15 protein-coding genes are annotated in these 17,443 nt (G+C 59.0%); 8 read left to right on the top strand and 7 right to left on the bottom strand.

The window, feature by feature from the left end:
• Positions 1–128 precede the first annotated feature (128 nt).
• The 6 genes from BS627_RS01935 to BS627_RS01910 form a co-directional block, all read right to left on the bottom strand.
• The gene (locus tag BS627_RS01935) at positions 129–845 is read right to left on the bottom strand and encodes a ParA family protein (protein ID WP_077981649.1); all 717 of its coding nucleotides are present in this window, start codon (positions 843–845) and stop codon (positions 129–131) included.
• 385 nt (positions 846–1,230) lie between these two features.
• The gene (locus BS627_RS01930; protein ID WP_077981648.1) at positions 1,231–2,376 is read right to left on the bottom strand and encodes an iron-containing alcohol dehydrogenase; all 1,146 of its coding nucleotides are present in this window, start codon (positions 2,374–2,376) and stop codon (positions 1,231–1,233) included.
• Positions 2,373–3,761: an aldehyde dehydrogenase family protein gene (locus BS627_RS01925; RefSeq protein WP_077981647.1), complete on the bottom strand. Its 1,389-nt coding sequence runs from the start codon at positions 3,759–3,761 to the stop codon at positions 2,373–2,375. Before BS627_RS01925 ends, BS627_RS01930 begins: the two co-directional genes overlap by 4 nt.
• Before the next feature lie 18 nt (positions 3,762–3,779).
• Positions 3,780–5,144, bottom strand: a complete 1,365-nt coding sequence (locus BS627_RS01920; RefSeq protein WP_077981646.1) for a glutamine synthetase family protein — start codon at positions 5,142–5,144, stop codon at positions 3,780–3,782.
• Positions 5,145–5,207: 63 nt separating this feature from the next.
• Positions 5,208–6,722, bottom strand: a complete 1,515-nt coding sequence (locus BS627_RS01915; protein ID WP_077981645.1) for an amino acid permease — start codon at positions 6,720–6,722, stop codon at positions 5,208–5,210.
• Between the two features lie 224 nt (positions 6,723–6,946).
• Positions 6,947–7,720, bottom strand: a complete 774-nt coding sequence (locus BS627_RS01910) for an N-formylglutamate amidohydrolase (protein WP_077981644.1) — start codon at positions 7,718–7,720, stop codon at positions 6,947–6,949.
• Between the two features lie 175 nt (positions 7,721–7,895).
• Here BS627_RS01910 and BS627_RS01905 point away from each other — a divergent pair, with 175 nt between their 5' ends.
• The 6 genes from BS627_RS01905 (at position 7,896) to BS627_RS01880 (ending at position 14,123) form a co-directional block, all read left to right on the top strand.
• Positions 7,896–8,774 (top strand): MurR/RpiR family transcriptional regulator, encoded by an 879-nt coding sequence (locus BS627_RS01905; RefSeq protein WP_077981760.1) that lies wholly within the window; start codon positions 7,896–7,898, stop codon positions 8,772–8,774.
• 290 nt (positions 8,775–9,064) lie between these two features.
• The gene (locus BS627_RS01900; protein WP_077981643.1) at positions 9,065–10,171 is read left to right on the top strand and encodes an ABC transporter substrate-binding protein; all 1,107 of its coding nucleotides are present in this window, start codon (positions 9,065–9,067) and stop codon (positions 10,169–10,171) included.
• Between the two features lie 101 nt (positions 10,172–10,272).
• Positions 10,273–11,157 carry an ABC transporter permease gene (locus BS627_RS01895; protein ID WP_077981642.1) on the top strand — a complete coding sequence of 295 codons (885 nt, stop codon included), beginning with the start codon at positions 10,273–10,275 and terminating at the stop codon, positions 11,155–11,157.
• Positions 11,154–11,936 carry an ABC transporter permease gene (locus BS627_RS01890; RefSeq protein ID WP_077981641.1) on the top strand — a complete coding sequence of 261 codons (783 nt, stop codon included), beginning with the start codon at positions 11,154–11,156 and terminating at the stop codon, positions 11,934–11,936. Before BS627_RS01895 ends, BS627_RS01890 begins: the two co-directional genes overlap by 4 nt.
• Before the next feature lie 12 nt (positions 11,937–11,948).
• Positions 11,949–13,007: an ABC transporter ATP-binding protein gene (locus tag BS627_RS01885; protein WP_077981640.1), complete on the top strand. Its 1,059-nt coding sequence runs from the start codon at positions 11,949–11,951 to the stop codon at positions 13,005–13,007.
• 72 nt (positions 13,008–13,079) lie between these two features.
• A complete protein-coding gene (locus BS627_RS01880; RefSeq protein WP_077981639.1) occupies positions 13,080–14,123 on the top strand; it encodes a zinc-dependent alcohol dehydrogenase family protein in 1,044 nt (347 codons plus the stop codon).
• Positions 14,124–14,167: 44 nt separating this feature from the next.
• Here the strand turns inward: BS627_RS01880 and BS627_RS01875 are convergent, their stop codons facing one another.
• A complete protein-coding gene (locus tag BS627_RS01875) occupies positions 14,168–14,806 on the bottom strand; it encodes a hypothetical protein (protein WP_077981638.1) in 639 nt (212 codons plus the stop codon).
• A 333-nt stretch (positions 14,807–15,139) separates the two neighbouring features.
• Here BS627_RS01875 and BS627_RS01870 point away from each other — a divergent pair, with 333 nt between their 5' ends.
• Positions 15,140–15,916, top strand: a complete 777-nt coding sequence (locus BS627_RS01870; protein ID WP_077981637.1) for an AAA family ATPase — start codon at positions 15,140–15,142, stop codon at positions 15,914–15,916.
• Between the two features lie 78 nt (positions 15,917–15,994).
• Entirely contained in the window at positions 15,995–17,326 is a 1,332-nt protein-coding gene (locus BS627_RS01865) for an MFS transporter (RefSeq protein ID WP_059756561.1), read from the top strand.
• Positions 17,327–17,443: the final 117 nt, after the last annotated feature.

The raw sequence follows: 17,443 nt of genomic DNA, 5'->3' as shown, positions 1-17,443 counted from the left end.
AAACTTCGCGCCATGAGGAGGTCATGGGAAGCGCCTCTTAACGGCGCCTCTCCTCCACATTTTGTGGGAAGCCAATTTCAGCCAAGGTCGCGTTCTCCCTGCAACGAGCGGGGAATCGCAAAACCGAGTCAGGCAGCCCTGCGGGTCACCAAACGCGCCAGATGCGCAACGCGCCTTGGAAGTCTTTTCGGCAGGAGGCTGATGACTTCCTCGGCAAAGGCCGCCGCATTTTCGACCGCCTTGTCGATGTTGCTGACCTTCTTGCCATCCAGACGGAGAAGCGTGCCGCCATAATCGAAAATATCACGATAGGCCGCCCGCTCGACGATCGCCGTGTTGAGCACGGAGACGTTTTTTTCCGCCAGCAGCATCTTGACGAGCAAGAGCGAACGCGTCGCCACCATGGCATTGACCCGCGTCAGCACGATGGAATGGGCGATCTCCTTGCCCATCCTGCGGTTCAGGAATTCGATGTGATCGAGCACTTCCGCAGCACCCCGGGCATCCATGGCCGAGCCCTGAACCGGGATCAGCACATGATCGGAAATACCAAGCGCCATGGTCAGAAGCGGCGTTTTCGCGCCTGGCAAATCGATGATGAAACAGTCGGTATTGGCCCGGTTCTCGCGAATGTGCGCCTCAAGCGAAGCCATCGTCACATGCGAAATCACCGCCAGATTTTCTACCGAACCGGAAAGATCGTACCACCGGGAAATCCACAATTGCGGATCGGCATCCAGAACCGTCACGCGATGGCCGCTGCGGGCCAGTTCGGTTGCCAGAAGCAGCACGGCCGTGGTTTTCCCGGCACCGCCCTTGGTATTGGCAAAAGTGATGACTGACATGATACCCCCTGTTGGTCAGAGCCGTTTCATGCTCATTCACGCACCGACGTCTTCATGGTGCTTTCCATAATCTTAACGAACAGGGTTAATAAAAGGCTAAGAACGGTTATCCGGCGCAACAAAAAGCCCGCGATTGCTATCGCGAGCTTCATGAAATACAGGCAGTATCTTGGCTGTCCTAATGCAGGACACGACATTGCCGCTCATTTCTTCTCCCCGCCGGGGAGAAGGTGGCCCGAAGGGTCGGATGAGGGGGCCGGCTCTCGGTATATCTCTACCCTCGCCCCCTCATCCCGCTGCCGCGACCTTCCTTCTCCCCGGCGGGGAGAAGAAACACGCGGCACCCGCTCGCCCCTTAAAAGCCCGGCGAATGCTAAGTCTTTATTCAGAAGCAGTCCTCGAACAACTTCTTCGTATTCTCCAGCGTCATCGGCACCGGATTGCCACCGCAGCTCGGATCCTTGATTGCTTCCGCCGCCAGTTCGTCGATGCGATCCGGCTTGATGCCCATGGCGGTCAGGTTTTCGGGCACGCCGAGTTCCCTGCGAAGCTCCAGCACATAATCATAAAAACCGTCGAAGCCGCCGGAAATGCCGAGATAGGCGGCCGCGCGGGCAATCTTGTCTTCGATAGCCGGACGGTTGAACCGCAGCACCGCCGGCATGACGACGGCATTGGTCATGCCGTGATGAGTGTTGTAGACAGCGCCGATCGGGTGCGAGAGCGAATGGATGGCGCCGAGACCCTTCTGGAAGGCAACCGCCCCCATCGCCGCCGCCGCCATCATATTGGTGCGGGCTTCGATATCGGTGCCATCCTTATAGGCGCGCGGCAGGAATTCCTTGACGAGCCGCAGGCCCTCCAGTGCCACGCCGGCGCTCATCGGATGGAAGAACGGCGACGAATAAGCTTCGAGGCAATGGGCGAAGGCATCCATGCCGGTGCCTGCCGTGATGACCTTCGGCATGCCGACTGTCAGTTCCGGATCGCAGATGACGACGCCCGGCAACAGCTTCGGATGGAAGATAATCTTCTTCACATGGGTCTGCGAATTGGTGATGACGCTGGCGCGGCCGACTTCCGAACCCGTGCCCGCCGTCGTCGGAACGGCAACGATAGGCGCAATCTTGGAAGCGTCCGCCCGGGTCCACCAGTCACCGATATCCTCGAAATCCCACACCGGGCGCGTCTGCCCGGCCATGAAGGCGATGGTCTTGCCGAGATCGAGGCCCGAGCCGCCGCCGAAAGCCACGACACCGTCGTGACCGCCATCCCGATAGGCCTTCACGCCGGCTTCCATGTTGATTTCGTTCGGGTTTGGATCGACCTCGGCAAAGATCGCCCGGCCGAGACCCGCCTCTTCCAGCACGTCGAGCGCATGCGCGGTGATCGCCATATTGGCAAGGCCGCGATCCGTCACGAGAAGCGGCCTCTTGATACCAAGCGTCTTGCAGGCTTCCGCCAGTTCCTTGATCCGGCCACGGCCAAGCTTGACGGCGGTGGGGTAGCTCCAGTTGGCGACGATATTCATTTCGTGACTTTCTTCAGATGGTAGGATTTCGGGCGGGTCAGGTTCTGGAAACCGAGGACGGAAAGTGAACCGCCACGGCCGGTTTCCTTAACACCGGTCCAGCAAAGGGCGGGATCGAGATAATCGGCGCGGTTCATGAACACGGTGCCGGTTTCGATCTCGCGGCCGATGCGTCCCGCGCGCGCCGCATCCTGCGTCCACAGCGAAGCGGTCAGGCCATATTTGCTGTCATTCATCAGCGCGATGGCTTCATCGTCGTTCTTGACCTTCATGATGCCAAGGGCCGGGCCGAAGGTTTCTTCGGTCATGAACTCCATGGAATGATCGACATTGACGAGGATTTGCGGCGCGACATAAGCGCTCTCGCCGTCATCGGCGGGGAAAAGCTTGGGATCGACCAGCGCTTTGGCGCCCTTGGCAACGGCGTCAGCGATTTGCGCACGCACGACCTTGGCAAAACGCTTGTTGGCCATCGGCCCCAGCGTGGTTTCCTCAACCAGCGGATTGCCGAGCTTGTAGTTGGACACCCACGCCACGGACTTCTCGACAAAGGCGTCATAGAGGTTTTCATTGACGTAGATACGCTCGATACCGCAGCAGCATTGCCCGGAATTATAGGTCGCACCATCCATCAGCGTATCGACGGCGGCATCGAGGTCGGCATCCTCCATGACGTAACCGGGATCCTTGCCGCCGAGTTCAAGCCCGAGACCGGTGAAGGAGCCGGCAGCGGCGCGCTCGATGGCGCGACCGCCTTCCACCGAACCGGTGAAATTGACGAAGTTGAACAGGCCCTCGGAAATCAGTGCAGACGTCGTGCCATGGTCGAGGAAGACATTGATGAAGACATCGTCAGGCACACCGGCCTCGACGAAAGCCCGCACCATGCGCTCGCCGACGAGAAGCGTCTGCGCCGCATGCTTGATGACAACCGTATTGCCGGCCATCAAAGCGGGCGCCACGGTGTTGATCGCCGTCATGTAGGGATAGTTCCACGGCGCGATGACGAAGACAACGCCATGCGCCTCGCGCTCGATACGGCGTTCGAAATTGCCGCTTTCCTCGATGACGAGGGGCGCCAGCGCATCGGCGGCGATGGAGGCGACATAGTTGGAGCGCTCGTTGAACCCCTTGAACTCACCACCATAACGAACCGGACGGCCCATCATATGCGCCAGTTCCGGCACGACGTCATCAACCATTTCGTTGAGTCGCGCGACACCCTTCAGAACCAGCTGAACGCGGTCCTCAAGCGGGCGTCGAGCCCAGTCTTTCTGCGCCTTGCGCGCCTTAGAAACGGCGGCCCGCGCCGCCTCCAGCGACATCGCCTCCCGCTCGGCATAAACCGAGCCGTCGATGGGCGAGATATTCTGGATCATGGTCATGATGTTTTCCCGTAATGATTAGGCTCGTTCGAAACCGCGCGCCACTTCCCAGTCGGTCACGCGGCGGTCGTATTCTTCCTGTTCCCACGCCCCGGCGCGGACGTAATGATCGATCACATCGTCGCCAAAGGCGTTGCGCAGCATTTTCGATCCGTCCAAAAAGGCGGTGGCGTCACGCAATGTCTTGGGTATCTCGCGCACGTCCTTGCCGCCATAGGCGTCGCCGACAAAAGCGGGCTCAAGTTCGAGTTTATTTTCGATGCCGTCAATGCCCGCCGCCAGAAGAGCCGCCATGGCGAGATAGGGATTGAGATCGGAACCGCCGACGCGGCATTCGATGCGGATGCCCTTCGTTCCCTCGCCGCAGAGACGATATCCGGCGGTACGGTTGTCGAGGCTCCAGATCGCCTTGGTGGGCGCAAAGGTGCCGGCCATGAAACGTTTGTAGGAATTGATGTAGGGCGCCAGGAAATAGGTGATCTCGCTGGCATGGGCGAGAAGCCCGGCAACATAGTGCCGCATCAACTGCGACATGCCATGCTCGGCGTCCTTGTCGAGGAAAGCGGGTTTGCCATCCAGGCTCCACAGCGACTGGTGGATATGCGAAGAACTGCCGGCAGCATTGTAGTTCCACTTGGCAAGGAACGTCACCGCCTTGCCCTTCGACCAGGCGATCTCCTTGGTGGCGTTCTTGATGATGGCGTGCCGGTCGGCCATAGTCAGCGCCTCGGCATAACGCACATTGATTTCCGCCTGGCCGGCAGAGGCCTCGCCCTTGGAATTCTCGACCGGAATTCCCGCACCCTGCAGGCCCTTGCGCAACGCCCGCATGACGTCTTCTTCCTTGGTCGTCTGGAAGATATGGTAATCCTCATTATAACCGCTGGCGAGGTTCAGGTCTTTATAACCGCTGGCGCGCGCCGCGTCGAAAGTCTGGTCGAACAGGAAGAATTCCAGTTCCGTCGCCATAAAGGCCTTCAGCCCCATCGCCTCAAGCCGCGCCACCTGCTTTTTCAACAGCGCGCGCGGCGAATGCGGCACTTCCTCATGGGTGTGATGATCGAGCACGTCGCACAGCACCAGCGCCGTGCCTTCCAGCCATGGCACACGCCGCAACGTCGAGAGATCGGGTTTCAGAACGTAGTCGCCGTAACCCTTTTCCCAGCTGGAGGATTTATAGCCGGGAACGGTTTCCATCTCCATATCGGTGGCAAGCACATAGTTGCAGCTATGGGTTTCCTCAAAGGCGCTTTCGACGAAGAACTCGGCCTGAAACCGCTTGCCCATCAGACGCCCCTGCATGTCCACAAGGCAGGCCAGAACCGTGTCGATGCGCCCCTCAGCGACATCCATCTTAAGCGCGTCGAATGTATAGCTCGTCATTTTATCCGTTCCCTTTATTGTCGTGACCGGGCGGCCGTATAAGGCCGCCCGTTTGTTTGAGCATCAGACCTTCGCAGCCGCCGCTGCCATGGCAGCCTGCTTGTGCTCCAGCGCGAATTCCTCCTCCGGCGACAGGATGAGGCGATGACGACCGACGAGGCCGAAATAGGCAATCGCCACAGCAAACCAGACGGCAACCCAGAGCACGCCCTTCGTGAAGTTCGGATCCTGGATCTGGTAAAGCAGCGTGACGATGGCGATGATGATCGTCAGCACCGCACCCGGAATACCGAAGGGCGACCGGAACGGCCGCTCGATATGCGGCAGGTTCTTGCGCAGAAGAATGAAGGAAATCGCCTGCATGATATAGGAGAACATCGCACCGAAAACGGCCATGTTCAGAAGCACGCTGCCGATGATGCTGCCGCCCTGCTCCGCACCCAGCGAGAACCAGATGACCAGCATGACCGCGAGCCCGACTATGGCGCCGGTGATATTGGCCACGTATGGCGTGCGGTATTTCGAGTGGGTGATGGACAGCACGGTCGGGAAATAACCCGCACGCGACAACGAATAAATCTGGCGGCCCTGCGCATAAAGGATCGTATGGAAGCTGGCGATAAGGCCCGTCAGAGCCACGAGACCGAGCACCACCACGCCGCCATCGCCATAGATCGCCTTGAAACCGTCCAAAAGCGGCTCAAGCGACGAGCTGAGATGGAAGGCGCCGACGCCCGGCAGCGACGGGTTGAGCAGCACGATCATGAAGGCCGAAACCATCAGCGTAACCATACCAAGGATGATTCCCTTCGGCATGTCGCGTTTCGGATCGACGGATTCCTCAGCCGCCAGCGGCAACTGCTCGATGGCGAGAAACAGCCAGACCGCGAAAGGCAGCGTGGCGAGAACGCCCGAAAAACCGAAGGGGAAGAAGGAGCCGCCGCCCTCCGGCAGTTCCACCGCCTTGCCGTCAGGTCCGACACCGATGTTGAGCGCAAAACGCGAAAAATCGATGTTGGGAATGGCGCTGATCCAGAAGAACACCAAAACGGCAAGCGAAATCAGCGTGATGACCAATGTCACCTTGAAGGAAAGCTCAAGTCCGAAGACGTTGAGCCCGAGGAAAATCGCATAAAAAACGATCCACACGAAAGGTGAATAGGCCGGATCGAGGCCGAGAATGGAGTTCACATAGGCCGTGATGAAGGTGACGACGACCGCCGGCGTCAGCACATATTCGACATTTTCGCAAAGCCCGGTGATGAAGCCTCCCCATGGCCCCATGGCCGTGCGGGCGAAGGAATAGGCCGCACCTGTATGCGGCAGGGCCGGGCTCATTTCGGCAATCGAAAATGTCAGCCCGAGATACATGATGGCGATGATGATGCCTGCCACCAGCATGCCGCCCCAGCCGCCGGTGGAAAAGCCGAAATTCCATCCGGAAAAATGCCCGGAAATGACCGCGCCGACGCCAAGCGCCCAGAGCGACCATACGCCCGCATAACGGGATAGTCCGCGTTTTTCGAAATAGGATGCATCAGCCTTCTTGTAGCTGACGCCTGACGATGAACTGTCCATGCCCTTCTCTCCTGAATAAGAAAAAAACAAGCCAGTCAGCCATTATTGGCCGATTGTGCCCCAGTTTCCGGCTTCACCCGGGTGTCTCCCGCGATTGGCCGCACGCACTTGCTGTTCCCTTGCCGCTTTGTTTTTTCGGCTGCATGGCCGGTTTTTATAAAATGGCGGCAGTCTTATCTATCGGCCGGCCCCGGTGTTTTCACCATCGGCCGGCCATAGCTCCCTCACTCATCGATTGATGAGAGCGCCTTCCCCATAAGCTCATGGAGAACCCCGGCGATTTCCGCCTGTTCTCCTTCACTGCTGATGAGATCGTTGCGGATCTCGATCATGACGTTCAAAAGCCCGTCCGGCAGCGCATGCAGTCGCAGCGTATGCGTCACGCCGTCTTCCGGGCCATAGGGATCGTTGCGATTGACCGTGAGCGAGCAGCCTTCCGCGCCCGCCAGCATCGCATCCGCAAGACGGCTGTCGGCATCGTGCAGGATGCCGATCTCAACCTTTCGGAACCGACCGTGATAAACCGGCGTGAAACTGTGGATGGTCACCACCACCACTTTACGGCCGGCCGCCTGCCGCGCGGCGATGATCTCGCTCACCCGGTCATGAAACGGCACATAAAGCGCGGAGGTGCGGGCGAACCGCTCCGCTTCGCTGAGATCGAAATTGCCGGGAATATCGTAAATCTCGCTTTTCACCGGCATGGCGGAAGGCGATTCGGGCGGCCGGTTGCAATCATAGACGAGGCGCGAAAACCGCTGGTAGACAAGCGTGGCGTCAAACTTTTCCGAAAGCAGCCGGGCAACTGCCAGAGCGCCCGGATCCCAGGCCACATGGCTCGAAAGCACCTCCGGCGAAAGGCCCAATGTTCCGTATTTTTGTGGCATGGCAGCGGACGCATGTTCGCAGACGAGGAGGACGTCGCCCTTCGCCGCCGCATTCTCGATGCCGACGGCCTGCCCTTCCGCTTCTGTGAAAAACCGTGACCGCACCGTCATGCACGAACCCCGCCCGGAAACCCCGTCGCTCCGTCAATGTCGAAAAGAATTCTTCACATTATCGCGAGTGTCAAATGGAATTTTGAAATTTTCTCTTCATTTTCCCATTGACTCGATAGCTGGCGCGGATGTTTATTTTAGCCATGTACCGGCAGAAGACCGGAAGGGGAAAAATTTGCGCAGCACGACGGCGACCGTGTCGGATGTCATCCATGCCCATTACGACGCACTGACCCGTTCGGAAAAACGGCTGGCAGAGAGCCTGCTCGGCAACTACCCCGTTTCCGGCCTCGGCAGCATCACCACCATTGCGGAAAATGCCGGTGTTTCCACACCGACGGTGGCGCGCATGGTGCAGAAGCTCGGATATAAGGGCTATCCCGAATTTCAGGCGCATCTGCATCAGGAGCTGGAGGCGACGATCTCCGGCCCCGTCGCCAAACATGACCGCTGGGCAACCAATGCGCCGGGCCTGCACATTCTCAACCGTTTCGCCGATGCCATCACCGGCAATCTGCGCGACACGCTGAGCGATCTCGACACCGCCGTCTTCGACAATGCCGCAGCGCTGCTTTCCGACCGCAAGCGCAGCATCTATTTCGTCGGCGGGCGCATTACCGGTGCAATCGCCGAATATTTCTTCACCCACATGCAGGTGATCCGGCCGAAAACGACGCTGATGTCGTCCAATTCCAGCGCCTGGCCGCAATATATGTTGAACATGAGCGCCGGCGACGTGCTGGTTATTTTCGACATCCGCCGCTACGAGCACGACATGACGACGCTGGCCGAAGTGGCCAAGGCGAACGGTGTGCAGATCATTCTCTTCACCGATCAATGGACATCGCCGGTGGCGCGCCACGCGTTGCACATTTTCCGCGTCAGGATCGAAGCGCCCTCAGCATGGGATTCCTCGGTTGTCACGCTGTTTGTGGTCGAAGCGCTGATCGAAGCGGTCCAGAACGGCGCCTGGGATGAAACCAGGGAACGCATGAATGCACTGGAAGGCCTGTTCGAACAGACCCGGTTGTTCCGCAGGCCGGACAAAACATGAAACTACATAGCCGGCAACTTGCTTGACGCGGATGCCGCACGCTGATTGGATACCTGTCATCGCTGCCAGCACGATAAAACAGGATAAAAACCACGCTGGGGAACACATTTGGCCACCACGGATAATGAAAGGATACTCCCGCAATTGCAGGCAAAAAAGCCTGACGATGGCGGAAAAGGGGCGTAAAGTGACGGAATCCGGATAAATAGATTGCAATCCAGCCGTCACATTAGCTTCATCGAGAATCCGTATCAGCGTCCGCAATATGAGAACACGAAGAGGAGAAAAAAGTGATCTCTCACTGCCGCCGACTGCTTGCTACGACCACTGCGCTGGTCATCGCGTCCACCGCCATCGCCGCCGCTGAGCCGAGCGCCGAATTGATCGCCGCCGCCAAGAAGGAAGGCATGCTGACAACGATCGCGCTGCCGCACGACTGGTGCGGTTACGGCGACGTGATTGCCGCCTTCAAGGCGAAATATCCGGAAATCACCGTCAACGAACTGAACCCCGACGCCGGCTCCGCCGATGAAGTGGAAGCGGTGAAGGCCAACAAGGACAATAAGGGCCCGCAGGCGCCTGACGTCATCGATGTCGGCCTCGCCTTCGGCCCGCAGATGAAGGCCGAAGGCCTGCTGCAGCCCTACAAGGTCTCCACCTGGGACGAAATTCCCGACAACGTCAAGGATCCTGAAGGCTACTGGTACGGCGACTATTACGGCGTGATGTCCTTCTTCGTGAACAAGGACCTCGTCAATAACGCTCCGAAGGACTGGGCCGACCTGCAGAAGCCGGAATATTCCGGGCAGGTAGCGCTCGCGGGCGATCCGCGCGCTTCCAACCAGGCCATCCTCGGCGTTCTGGCCGCCGGTCTTTCCACCGGCGCAAAGTCTGGCAAGGAAGCCGGTGAAGCCGGCCTGAAGTATTTCGCCGACCTCAACAAGGCAGGCAACTTCCTTCCGGTCATCGGCAAGGCTGGCACGCTGGCGCAGGGCGCGACCCCGATCATCGTCGCTTGGGATTATAACGCCCTTTCCTGGAAGAAGACGCTGAATGACAACCCGCCAACGGAAGTTGTCGTTCCTGAGAAGGGTGTTCTGGCCGGCGTCTACGTTCAGGGCATTTCCGCTTACGCGCCGCATCCGAACGCTGCAAAGCTGTGGATGGAGCATCTCTATTCCGACGACGGTCAGCTCGGCTGGCTGAAGGGTTATTGCCACCCGATCCGCTTCAACGCCATGGTCAAGGCCGGCAAGGTTCCGCAGGAACTGATCGACAGCCTGCCGCCGGCAGCAGCCTATGAAAAGGCCATCTTCCCGACACTCGAGGAAGTCGACGCCAACAAGGCTGCCGTGACCGGCGGCTGGGACAGCGTTGTCGGCGCGAACGTGAAGTAAACTGTTGAAAATGCACCCCGGCCGACCAAAAGCCGGGGTGCTTCTTTTATGATGTAGACCTTTATATACAGACCGTTTGAAAACGGCGTTTGGGGACAAGCATGCCATCAACCAACACCGGCGGACCATCCGACGCGGGCAGAAAGCTGCCGCTGCACTGGATTGGCGTTCTTCCTTTTGCCGTTTTTGTTCTGCTGTTTTTGATCCTGCCGACGATGAAGATCGTCATTGGCGCATTCCAGCATGCAGATGGCAGCTTCACGCTGGACAATATCGGTGGGCTTTTCACCTCCTCCATTCTGGCGGCCTACTGGATTTCGATCAAGATCAGCCTCGCTTCGGCGGCACTGGGTTGCCTGATCGGTTTTGCCGTCGCCGCCGCCGTGGTGCTGGGCGGCCTGCCGCAAGGCATTCGCGGACCGCTTCTGACCTTTTCCGGCGTTGCCTCGCAATTCGCCGGCGTGCCTCTCGCCTTCGCCTTCATCGCCACGCTCGGGCCGGTCGGTCTCCTTACCGTTTTCCTCAAGACGCAGATCGGCATCGATCTGAGGCTCCTCGGTTTCAACATCCTGTCCTTCTGGGGCCTCACCGTCACCTATCTGTTTTTCCAGATACCGCTGATGATCCTCATCATCACACCTGCGTTGGACGGACTGAAACGCGAATGGCGCGAGGCTGCGGAAATCCTCGGCGCAACAGGCCTGCAATATTGGCGCATGGTGGCTTTCCCCATCCTTTTGCCGTCACTGCTTGGGACCATGTCGCTGCTTTTCGCCAACGCCTTCGGCGCCGTCGCAACCGCTATTGCGCTGACCGGCTCCTCGCTCAATATCGTGCCGATCCTGCTTTTCGCACAGATCCGCGGCGACGTTCTTGGCAATCCGCATCTTGGTTACGCGCTCGCCTTTGGCATGATCGTCGTGACCGGCATCGCCAATGCACTTTATATCTGGCTGCGCGCCCGCAGTGAAAGGTGGCTGAAATGAAGCGTTTCTTCGCTTGGGGCGCGCTGGTCTTCGGCCTGCTCTATTTCGCCCTGCCGCTGATCGGCATGACCAACTTCTCGCTAAAAATGCGGCGCGCCGAATATTCCTTCGACGCCTATGCAAAAGTGCTGGGCGATCCGCGCTTTCAGGAGACTTTCAGCTATTCGGTGGTAATGGCGCTGTTCACCATCGTCTTCGGGGTTCTGCTGGTGGTGCCAACCGCCTATTGGGTGCGTCTGAAACTGCCAGGCCTGCGGCCCTATATCGAATTCATCACGCTTCTGCCGCTGGTCATCCCGGCCATCGTCATCGTCTTTGGTTACATCCGGCTTTACAACACCTCCAGCTGGCTGCCGCTGACGGGAACAAGTTTCGGCACCAACCTGCTTTTGATGTTCGGTTATGCGACGCTTGCCCTGCCCTATATGTACCGCGCCGTCGATACCGGTCTCAGGACCATCGATGTGGCGACACTGACCGAAGCGGCGCAGAGCCTCGGCGCGGGATGGACCACCATCCTGTCGCGCATCATTCTGCCCAATGTACTGGTCGCCGTGCTGTCGGGCGCCTTCCTGACCTTCGCCATCGTCATCGGTGAATTCACCATGGCGGCCCTTTTGAACCGCCCGGCCTTCGGCCCCTACATGCAGCTGCTCGGCGCCAACCGCGCCTATGAACCGGCCGCACTTGCCGTGATTTCCTTCGGCATCACCTGGGGTTGCCTGGGCCTGATCCAACTCGTTTCACGCTATCAGAAGGGCGCGCCTCCCAAGGCCTGAGGACACTATTTCATGAGCTTTTTGACACTTAGCAACATCAAGAAATCCTTCGGCTCCGTACAGGTCGTGCATGATTTCAACATGGCCATCGAAAAGGGCGAGTTCGTCTCCTTCCTCGGGCCATCGGGCTGCGGCAAGACAACCGTTTTGCGCATGATCGCCGGTTTCGAAACGCCGAGTGGCGGATCGATCGTCATCAACGGCAAGGACCAGACGGCGTTGCGCCCCAATCAGCGCAATATCGGCATGGTGTTCCAGGCCTATGCGCTGTTCCCGAACATGAATGTCTTCGAAAACGTCGCCTTCGGGCTCAAAGTCGCTGGCAAACCGAAAGCCGAGATCGATGCGCGCGTGAAGGAAATGCTCCAGCTCATCCATCTGGAGCATCTGGCGGACCGTTATCCCTATCAGATGTCGGGCGGCCAGCAGCAGCGCGTGGCGCTCGCACGCGCGCTCGCCCCGAAGCCGGAAGTGCTTCTGCTGGACGAACCGCTCTCCGCGCTCGACGCCAAGATTCGCGTGTCGCTGCGCGAGGAAATCCGCCAGATCCAGCAGAAACTCGGCATCACCACCATTTTCGTCACCCACGATCAGGAAGAGGCCCTGTCGATTTCCGACCGCATCGTCGTCATGAATGGCGGCCGCGCCGACCAGATCGGCTCCCCCTTCGATATCTACAACAAGCCCGCGACCCGCTTCGTCGCCTCTTTCGTCGGCACGTTGAACCTCATCGACGCCACCGTCGTGGCTGCCTCTGCCAACGTCATCCGCGTCGGTGATCAGCAGATCACCCTGCCCCAGCCGGTGGAAGCGACCAATGGCGAAAAGATCACGCTGGCATTGCGCCCCGAAGCCGGAGCGCTCGGCGCGAACGCCAAGGGTGATGTCGCGATATCAGGCAACGTCACCTCCAGCCAGTTCCTCGGCTCCGTCATCCGTACCCGTCTCGATCTCGGGGGCTCAACCCTGTCTTTCGACATGTTCAACGATCCCGGAACGGCGCCCCCGGCGATTGGCGAGCAAGTAACGCTGAAATTTGCGGCCAATGATCTGATGGTGATCAAAGATTAAATCGCTTTCCTCCGCCAGGGGAAAACGTTAAGCAGGCCTCATATCGATCGGAAATGAAGATGTGAGGCTGCTATGCGTGCGCTGTTCTATGAACGTTTTGGCGAAACCCCTGTTATTGCCTCGCTTCCCGATCCCGAGCCGACAGAAAACGGCGTTGTCATCGCCGTGAAGGCGACCGGCCTCTGCCGCAGCGACTGGCACGGCTGGATGGGGCATGACCCGGATATCCGCCTGCCGCATGTTCCCGGCCACGAATTCGCAGGTGTGATCGCCGCCGTCGGCAGACACGTCACCCGCTTCAAGACCGGCGACCGCGTCACCGTGCCCTTCGTCTCCGGCTGCGGCCATTGCCATGAGTGCCGCTCCGGCAACCAGCAGGTCTGCGAAGCGCAGTTCCAGCCGGGCTTCACCCATTGGGGTTCCTTCGCCGAATATGTCGCCATCGACTTTGCCGATCAGAACCTCGTCCACCTCCCGGAATCGATGAGTTACGCCACTGCCGCGGGCCTTGGCTGTCGTTTCGCCACCTCGTTCCGCGCCGTGACCGATCAGGGACGCCTGAAGGGTGGTGAGTGGCTGGCGGTGCACGGCTGCGGCGGCGTCGGCCTTTCCGCCATCATGATCGGTGCTGGCCTCGGCGCACAGGTTGTCGCCATCGATATTGCCGAAGACAAACTCGAACTTGCCCGGCAGCTGGGCGCGACCGCCACCATCAACAGCCGCGCGGTTGCCGATGTTGCCGAGGCGGTTCGCGAGGTGACGGGCGGCGGTGCACATGTCTCTGTCGATGCGCTTGGCCACCCGCAGACCTGCTGCAACTCCATCAGCAACCTGCGTCGGCGCGGCCGTCACGTGCAGGTGGGGCTGATGCTGGCCGATCACGCCATGCCCGCGATCCCCATGGCCCGGGTGATTGCGCATGAGCTGGAGATCTATGGCAGCCACGGCATGCAGGCGTGGCGTTATGAGGACATGCTGGCGATGATCGAAAACGGCAGGCTCGCGCCGGAAAAACTGATCGGCCGCCACATCACGCTTTCCGAGGCCGCAACCGCCCTGCCCGCCATGGACAGTTTCAGGGAAAGCGGCATCAGCATCATCGACCGGTTCGAATAGCGCAGGCTCCTGAGACCGCCTGAGGTTTAGGGGTTTTGCACCGCTCAGGCGCTCCTGCGTCCGAATGTCCGGACCGCAGTGGTTCCTCGGGTAGACGCATGGGCCGGCGATACTGCCGGGATACGCGCTGCGTGATCCGTCTGGCTATCGCTCCATTGACGGTTTACCAGCTGTTTCTTGCGGACCTCCAGCGGGTTGGGGGTCTCCTCCTCCCGCGTACTTCCCGCAACTGCGGAGATCGTCGCCAGTCGCGAAATCCATCGCACGAGCTGCATGCTCTTGTGGACAAGCACAAAGATACCAACAATTGCGACCGCTATGATAATCACGAGGTTCCAAGGCGTTTCGCCGCCCCTCGCCGCCCGCTCCATGCGGTCTTTTGTCGTCGGATCAAAACCAAGCGTCGCCTTCAGCCTGGCTATATCCGCATCGCTAAGCCTGCTGTACCGCTCGCCACGATACAGCACATAACCGCTCCTATCCCCGCTGTTGAGATAACCGATGTCGAATGCTTCCCCATCGCGAAGAAAAGGCTCGTTATCCGGCAGATCATAAACGAGATCGATTGTCTCGCCGCCTCCGAATCCGGGGACGGCAAAAAACCGGGACTTCCGCGCCTCAGCTTCGCTTACGAATATCGCGGAAAATAGAAACCCGACCGAAAAAAGCACAATATGCTTCATTCATTCTCTCCAATAACAACGAGAATGACAACAATTGGCATTACTGAATTAATTTGAAGTTTATACTTACTATAACATCTTAAATTTAAGATATATATTTTTATATCTAATATTGATCGATTATTTCACCAAGAATAAATTGCACTAATTTATAATAAACTGAACTTCTAACGATGCGGCATGACGTATCTCCGCCGACGCCGCAAACCATTGGCGCGAACAGCGCCCCACGTTAAGCCGCAATCACACGCAATTGCTTTGAGCATAACGCCGCGATGATGCGACACAGCGCAACGTCGGCGAACATGACGGATTAGATACAAGGAACGCGACATGCTGTTTCTCGATAGCGTAACCATGAAAGAGACCCCGGACGGAAGAGACGACTATCCCTTCTCCGTTCCAGCGCTGCGCCATCTGGAACGCATCGAATTCAAGACGCCGATCACCTTTTTTGCCGGCAACAACGGCTCTGGCAAATCGACGCTGCTGGAAGGGCTGGCAGCGGGAATGACGGCCTATGCCATCGGCAATCACGGCCAGGTTGCCGGCGACCTCTACCTTCAGCATGCCGAGACCGTGGCGAAGGCCTTCTATTTTGCCCGCAAGAAATATCCGAAAATCCGCATGTTCATGCGCGCGGAGGACGTGCTCGGCTATGTCCGCCGGCAGAACGAGGACGCGCTGGACGATTTTCGCTGGGAGCGGGAAAAGGCCCTCAAGAAGGGCGAAGACTTTCCGGAAGAAACCCCGGATACGTTTCGCAGGATCGTCAGAAACAATGTCATCGACCGGCGTTCGCATGGCGAAGGATTTCTCGATATTATGCAACAGCGGCTGCATGGCGCCGGCCTCTATTTTCTCGACGAACCGGAAAGCCCGCTTTCGCCGCAAAAGCAGCTGGAGCTGGCCGCCCTCATCCGTCACGCCGCCGATAGTGGCGGGCAATTGATCATCGCCACCCACTCACCGGTGCTATTGGCCATTCCCGAAGCCACGATTTATCATTTCGACGCAGATGGCATCACCGAGCGCCTCTATGACGAGCTGGAAAACATCAGTTTCCTGCGCCGCTTTCTTGATCGTCCCTCGAAATACCTGAACGATTGAACGTCGATAAGGCTTGAAATCCCGCCGCTCTTGCCGCATGCCCATAAGTAATACGTAATTTAGAAAAGAAGCAGCCTCATGTCTCCCACCACCACACCGGCGGCAGCCCGGCCCCTCAACGGCCAGGATTACAGAACTCTTGGCCTTTCGGCCCTCGGCGGCGCGCTGGAATTTTACGATTTCATCATCTTCGTATTTTTCGCCACCGTCATCGGCCATCTGTTCTTCCCGCCGGAAATGCCGGACTGGCTGGTGATGATCCAGACCTTCGGCATCTTTGCCGCCGGTTATCTGGTGCGCCCCCTGGGCGGCATCGTGCTCGCGCATTATGGCGACCGTTACGGCCGCAAGCGCGTCTTCGCCTTCTCCATCCTGCTGATGGCGCTCTCCACGCTCGGTATGGCGCTGATGCCGACCTATGCCACCATCGGCGTAGCCGCCCCCATCCTGCTCATCATCCTGCGCATGCTGCAGGGCGCGGCCATCGGCGGTGAAGTGCCGGGCGCCTGGACCTTCGTTGCCGAACATGTGCCCTTCCGCCGCGTTGGCCTCGCCTGCGGCTTCCTCACATCGGGCCTTTCCTTCGGCATCATGCTGGGTTCGCTGATCGCCTTCGCCATCAACTCGCTCTTCACACCGGAGGACGTTGCCGGTTACGCCTGGCGCATTCCCTTCCTGCTCGGCGGCATTTTCGGCCTCATCGCCGTCTATCTGCGTCGCTGGCTGGAAGAAACGCCGATCTTCACCGAGATGAAGAAGTCGAAATCGCTGACAGACAAGCTGCCGCTTGGGCTGGTGCTGAAGCACCATATGCGCGGCGTGGTCATTTCCGCCCTGCTGACCTGGGTTCTCTCGGCCGCCATCGTCGTCACGACACTGATGACGGCCACCTTCCTGCAGAAGCTTTACGGTTATACCCCGACACAGGCGCTGGCCGGCACCAGCTTCGGCACGCTGTTCCTGATCTTCGGCGTCATCATCGCCGGCGCGCTGATCGACCGTGTCGGCTCCGGCATCTTCTTCATGGGGGCCAGCATCTTCTTCGGCATCGCCACCTTCACCTTCTACAGCTATGCCGGCACATCGCTTCAAACCATGTTCGTGCTTTACGGCGTCATGGGCCTGTCGGTCGGCATGGCGGGTGCGGTGCCCTATGTCATGGTCCGCGCCTTCCCGGCCTCGGTCCGCTTCTCCGGCCTCTCCTTCGCCTATAACGTCTCCTATGCCGTCTTCGGCGGGCTGACGCCGATTGGCGTGACGACCGCGCTTGCGATCAACCCGATGGCCCATGCCTGGTATCTGGTCTTCATCGCCGTCCTCGCCTTCGCGATCGGGCTCTATCTTTACCTGCGCGGCAGCGAGGTCGAGAGCCATGTCGGTATAGAGGAACTGGCGGCGTTACGGTCTTAAACACCGACTGAATGCAAAAAGCGCGGGCAAGACCCGCGCTTCAGACCGCTGACAAACCCGTCGATATTTTCGGCGGGTTTTTTCTTTTTCGGGATGATGACGTTTTGTTGTGGTCTT

The organism is Agrobacterium salinitolerans (assembly GCF_002008225.1).
Taxonomy (GTDB): domain Bacteria; phylum Pseudomonadota; class Alphaproteobacteria; order Rhizobiales; family Rhizobiaceae; genus Agrobacterium; species Agrobacterium salinitolerans.
Note: the sequence above shows the minus strand (reverse complement) of the source record. Positions and strands in the feature narration are given on the sequence as shown.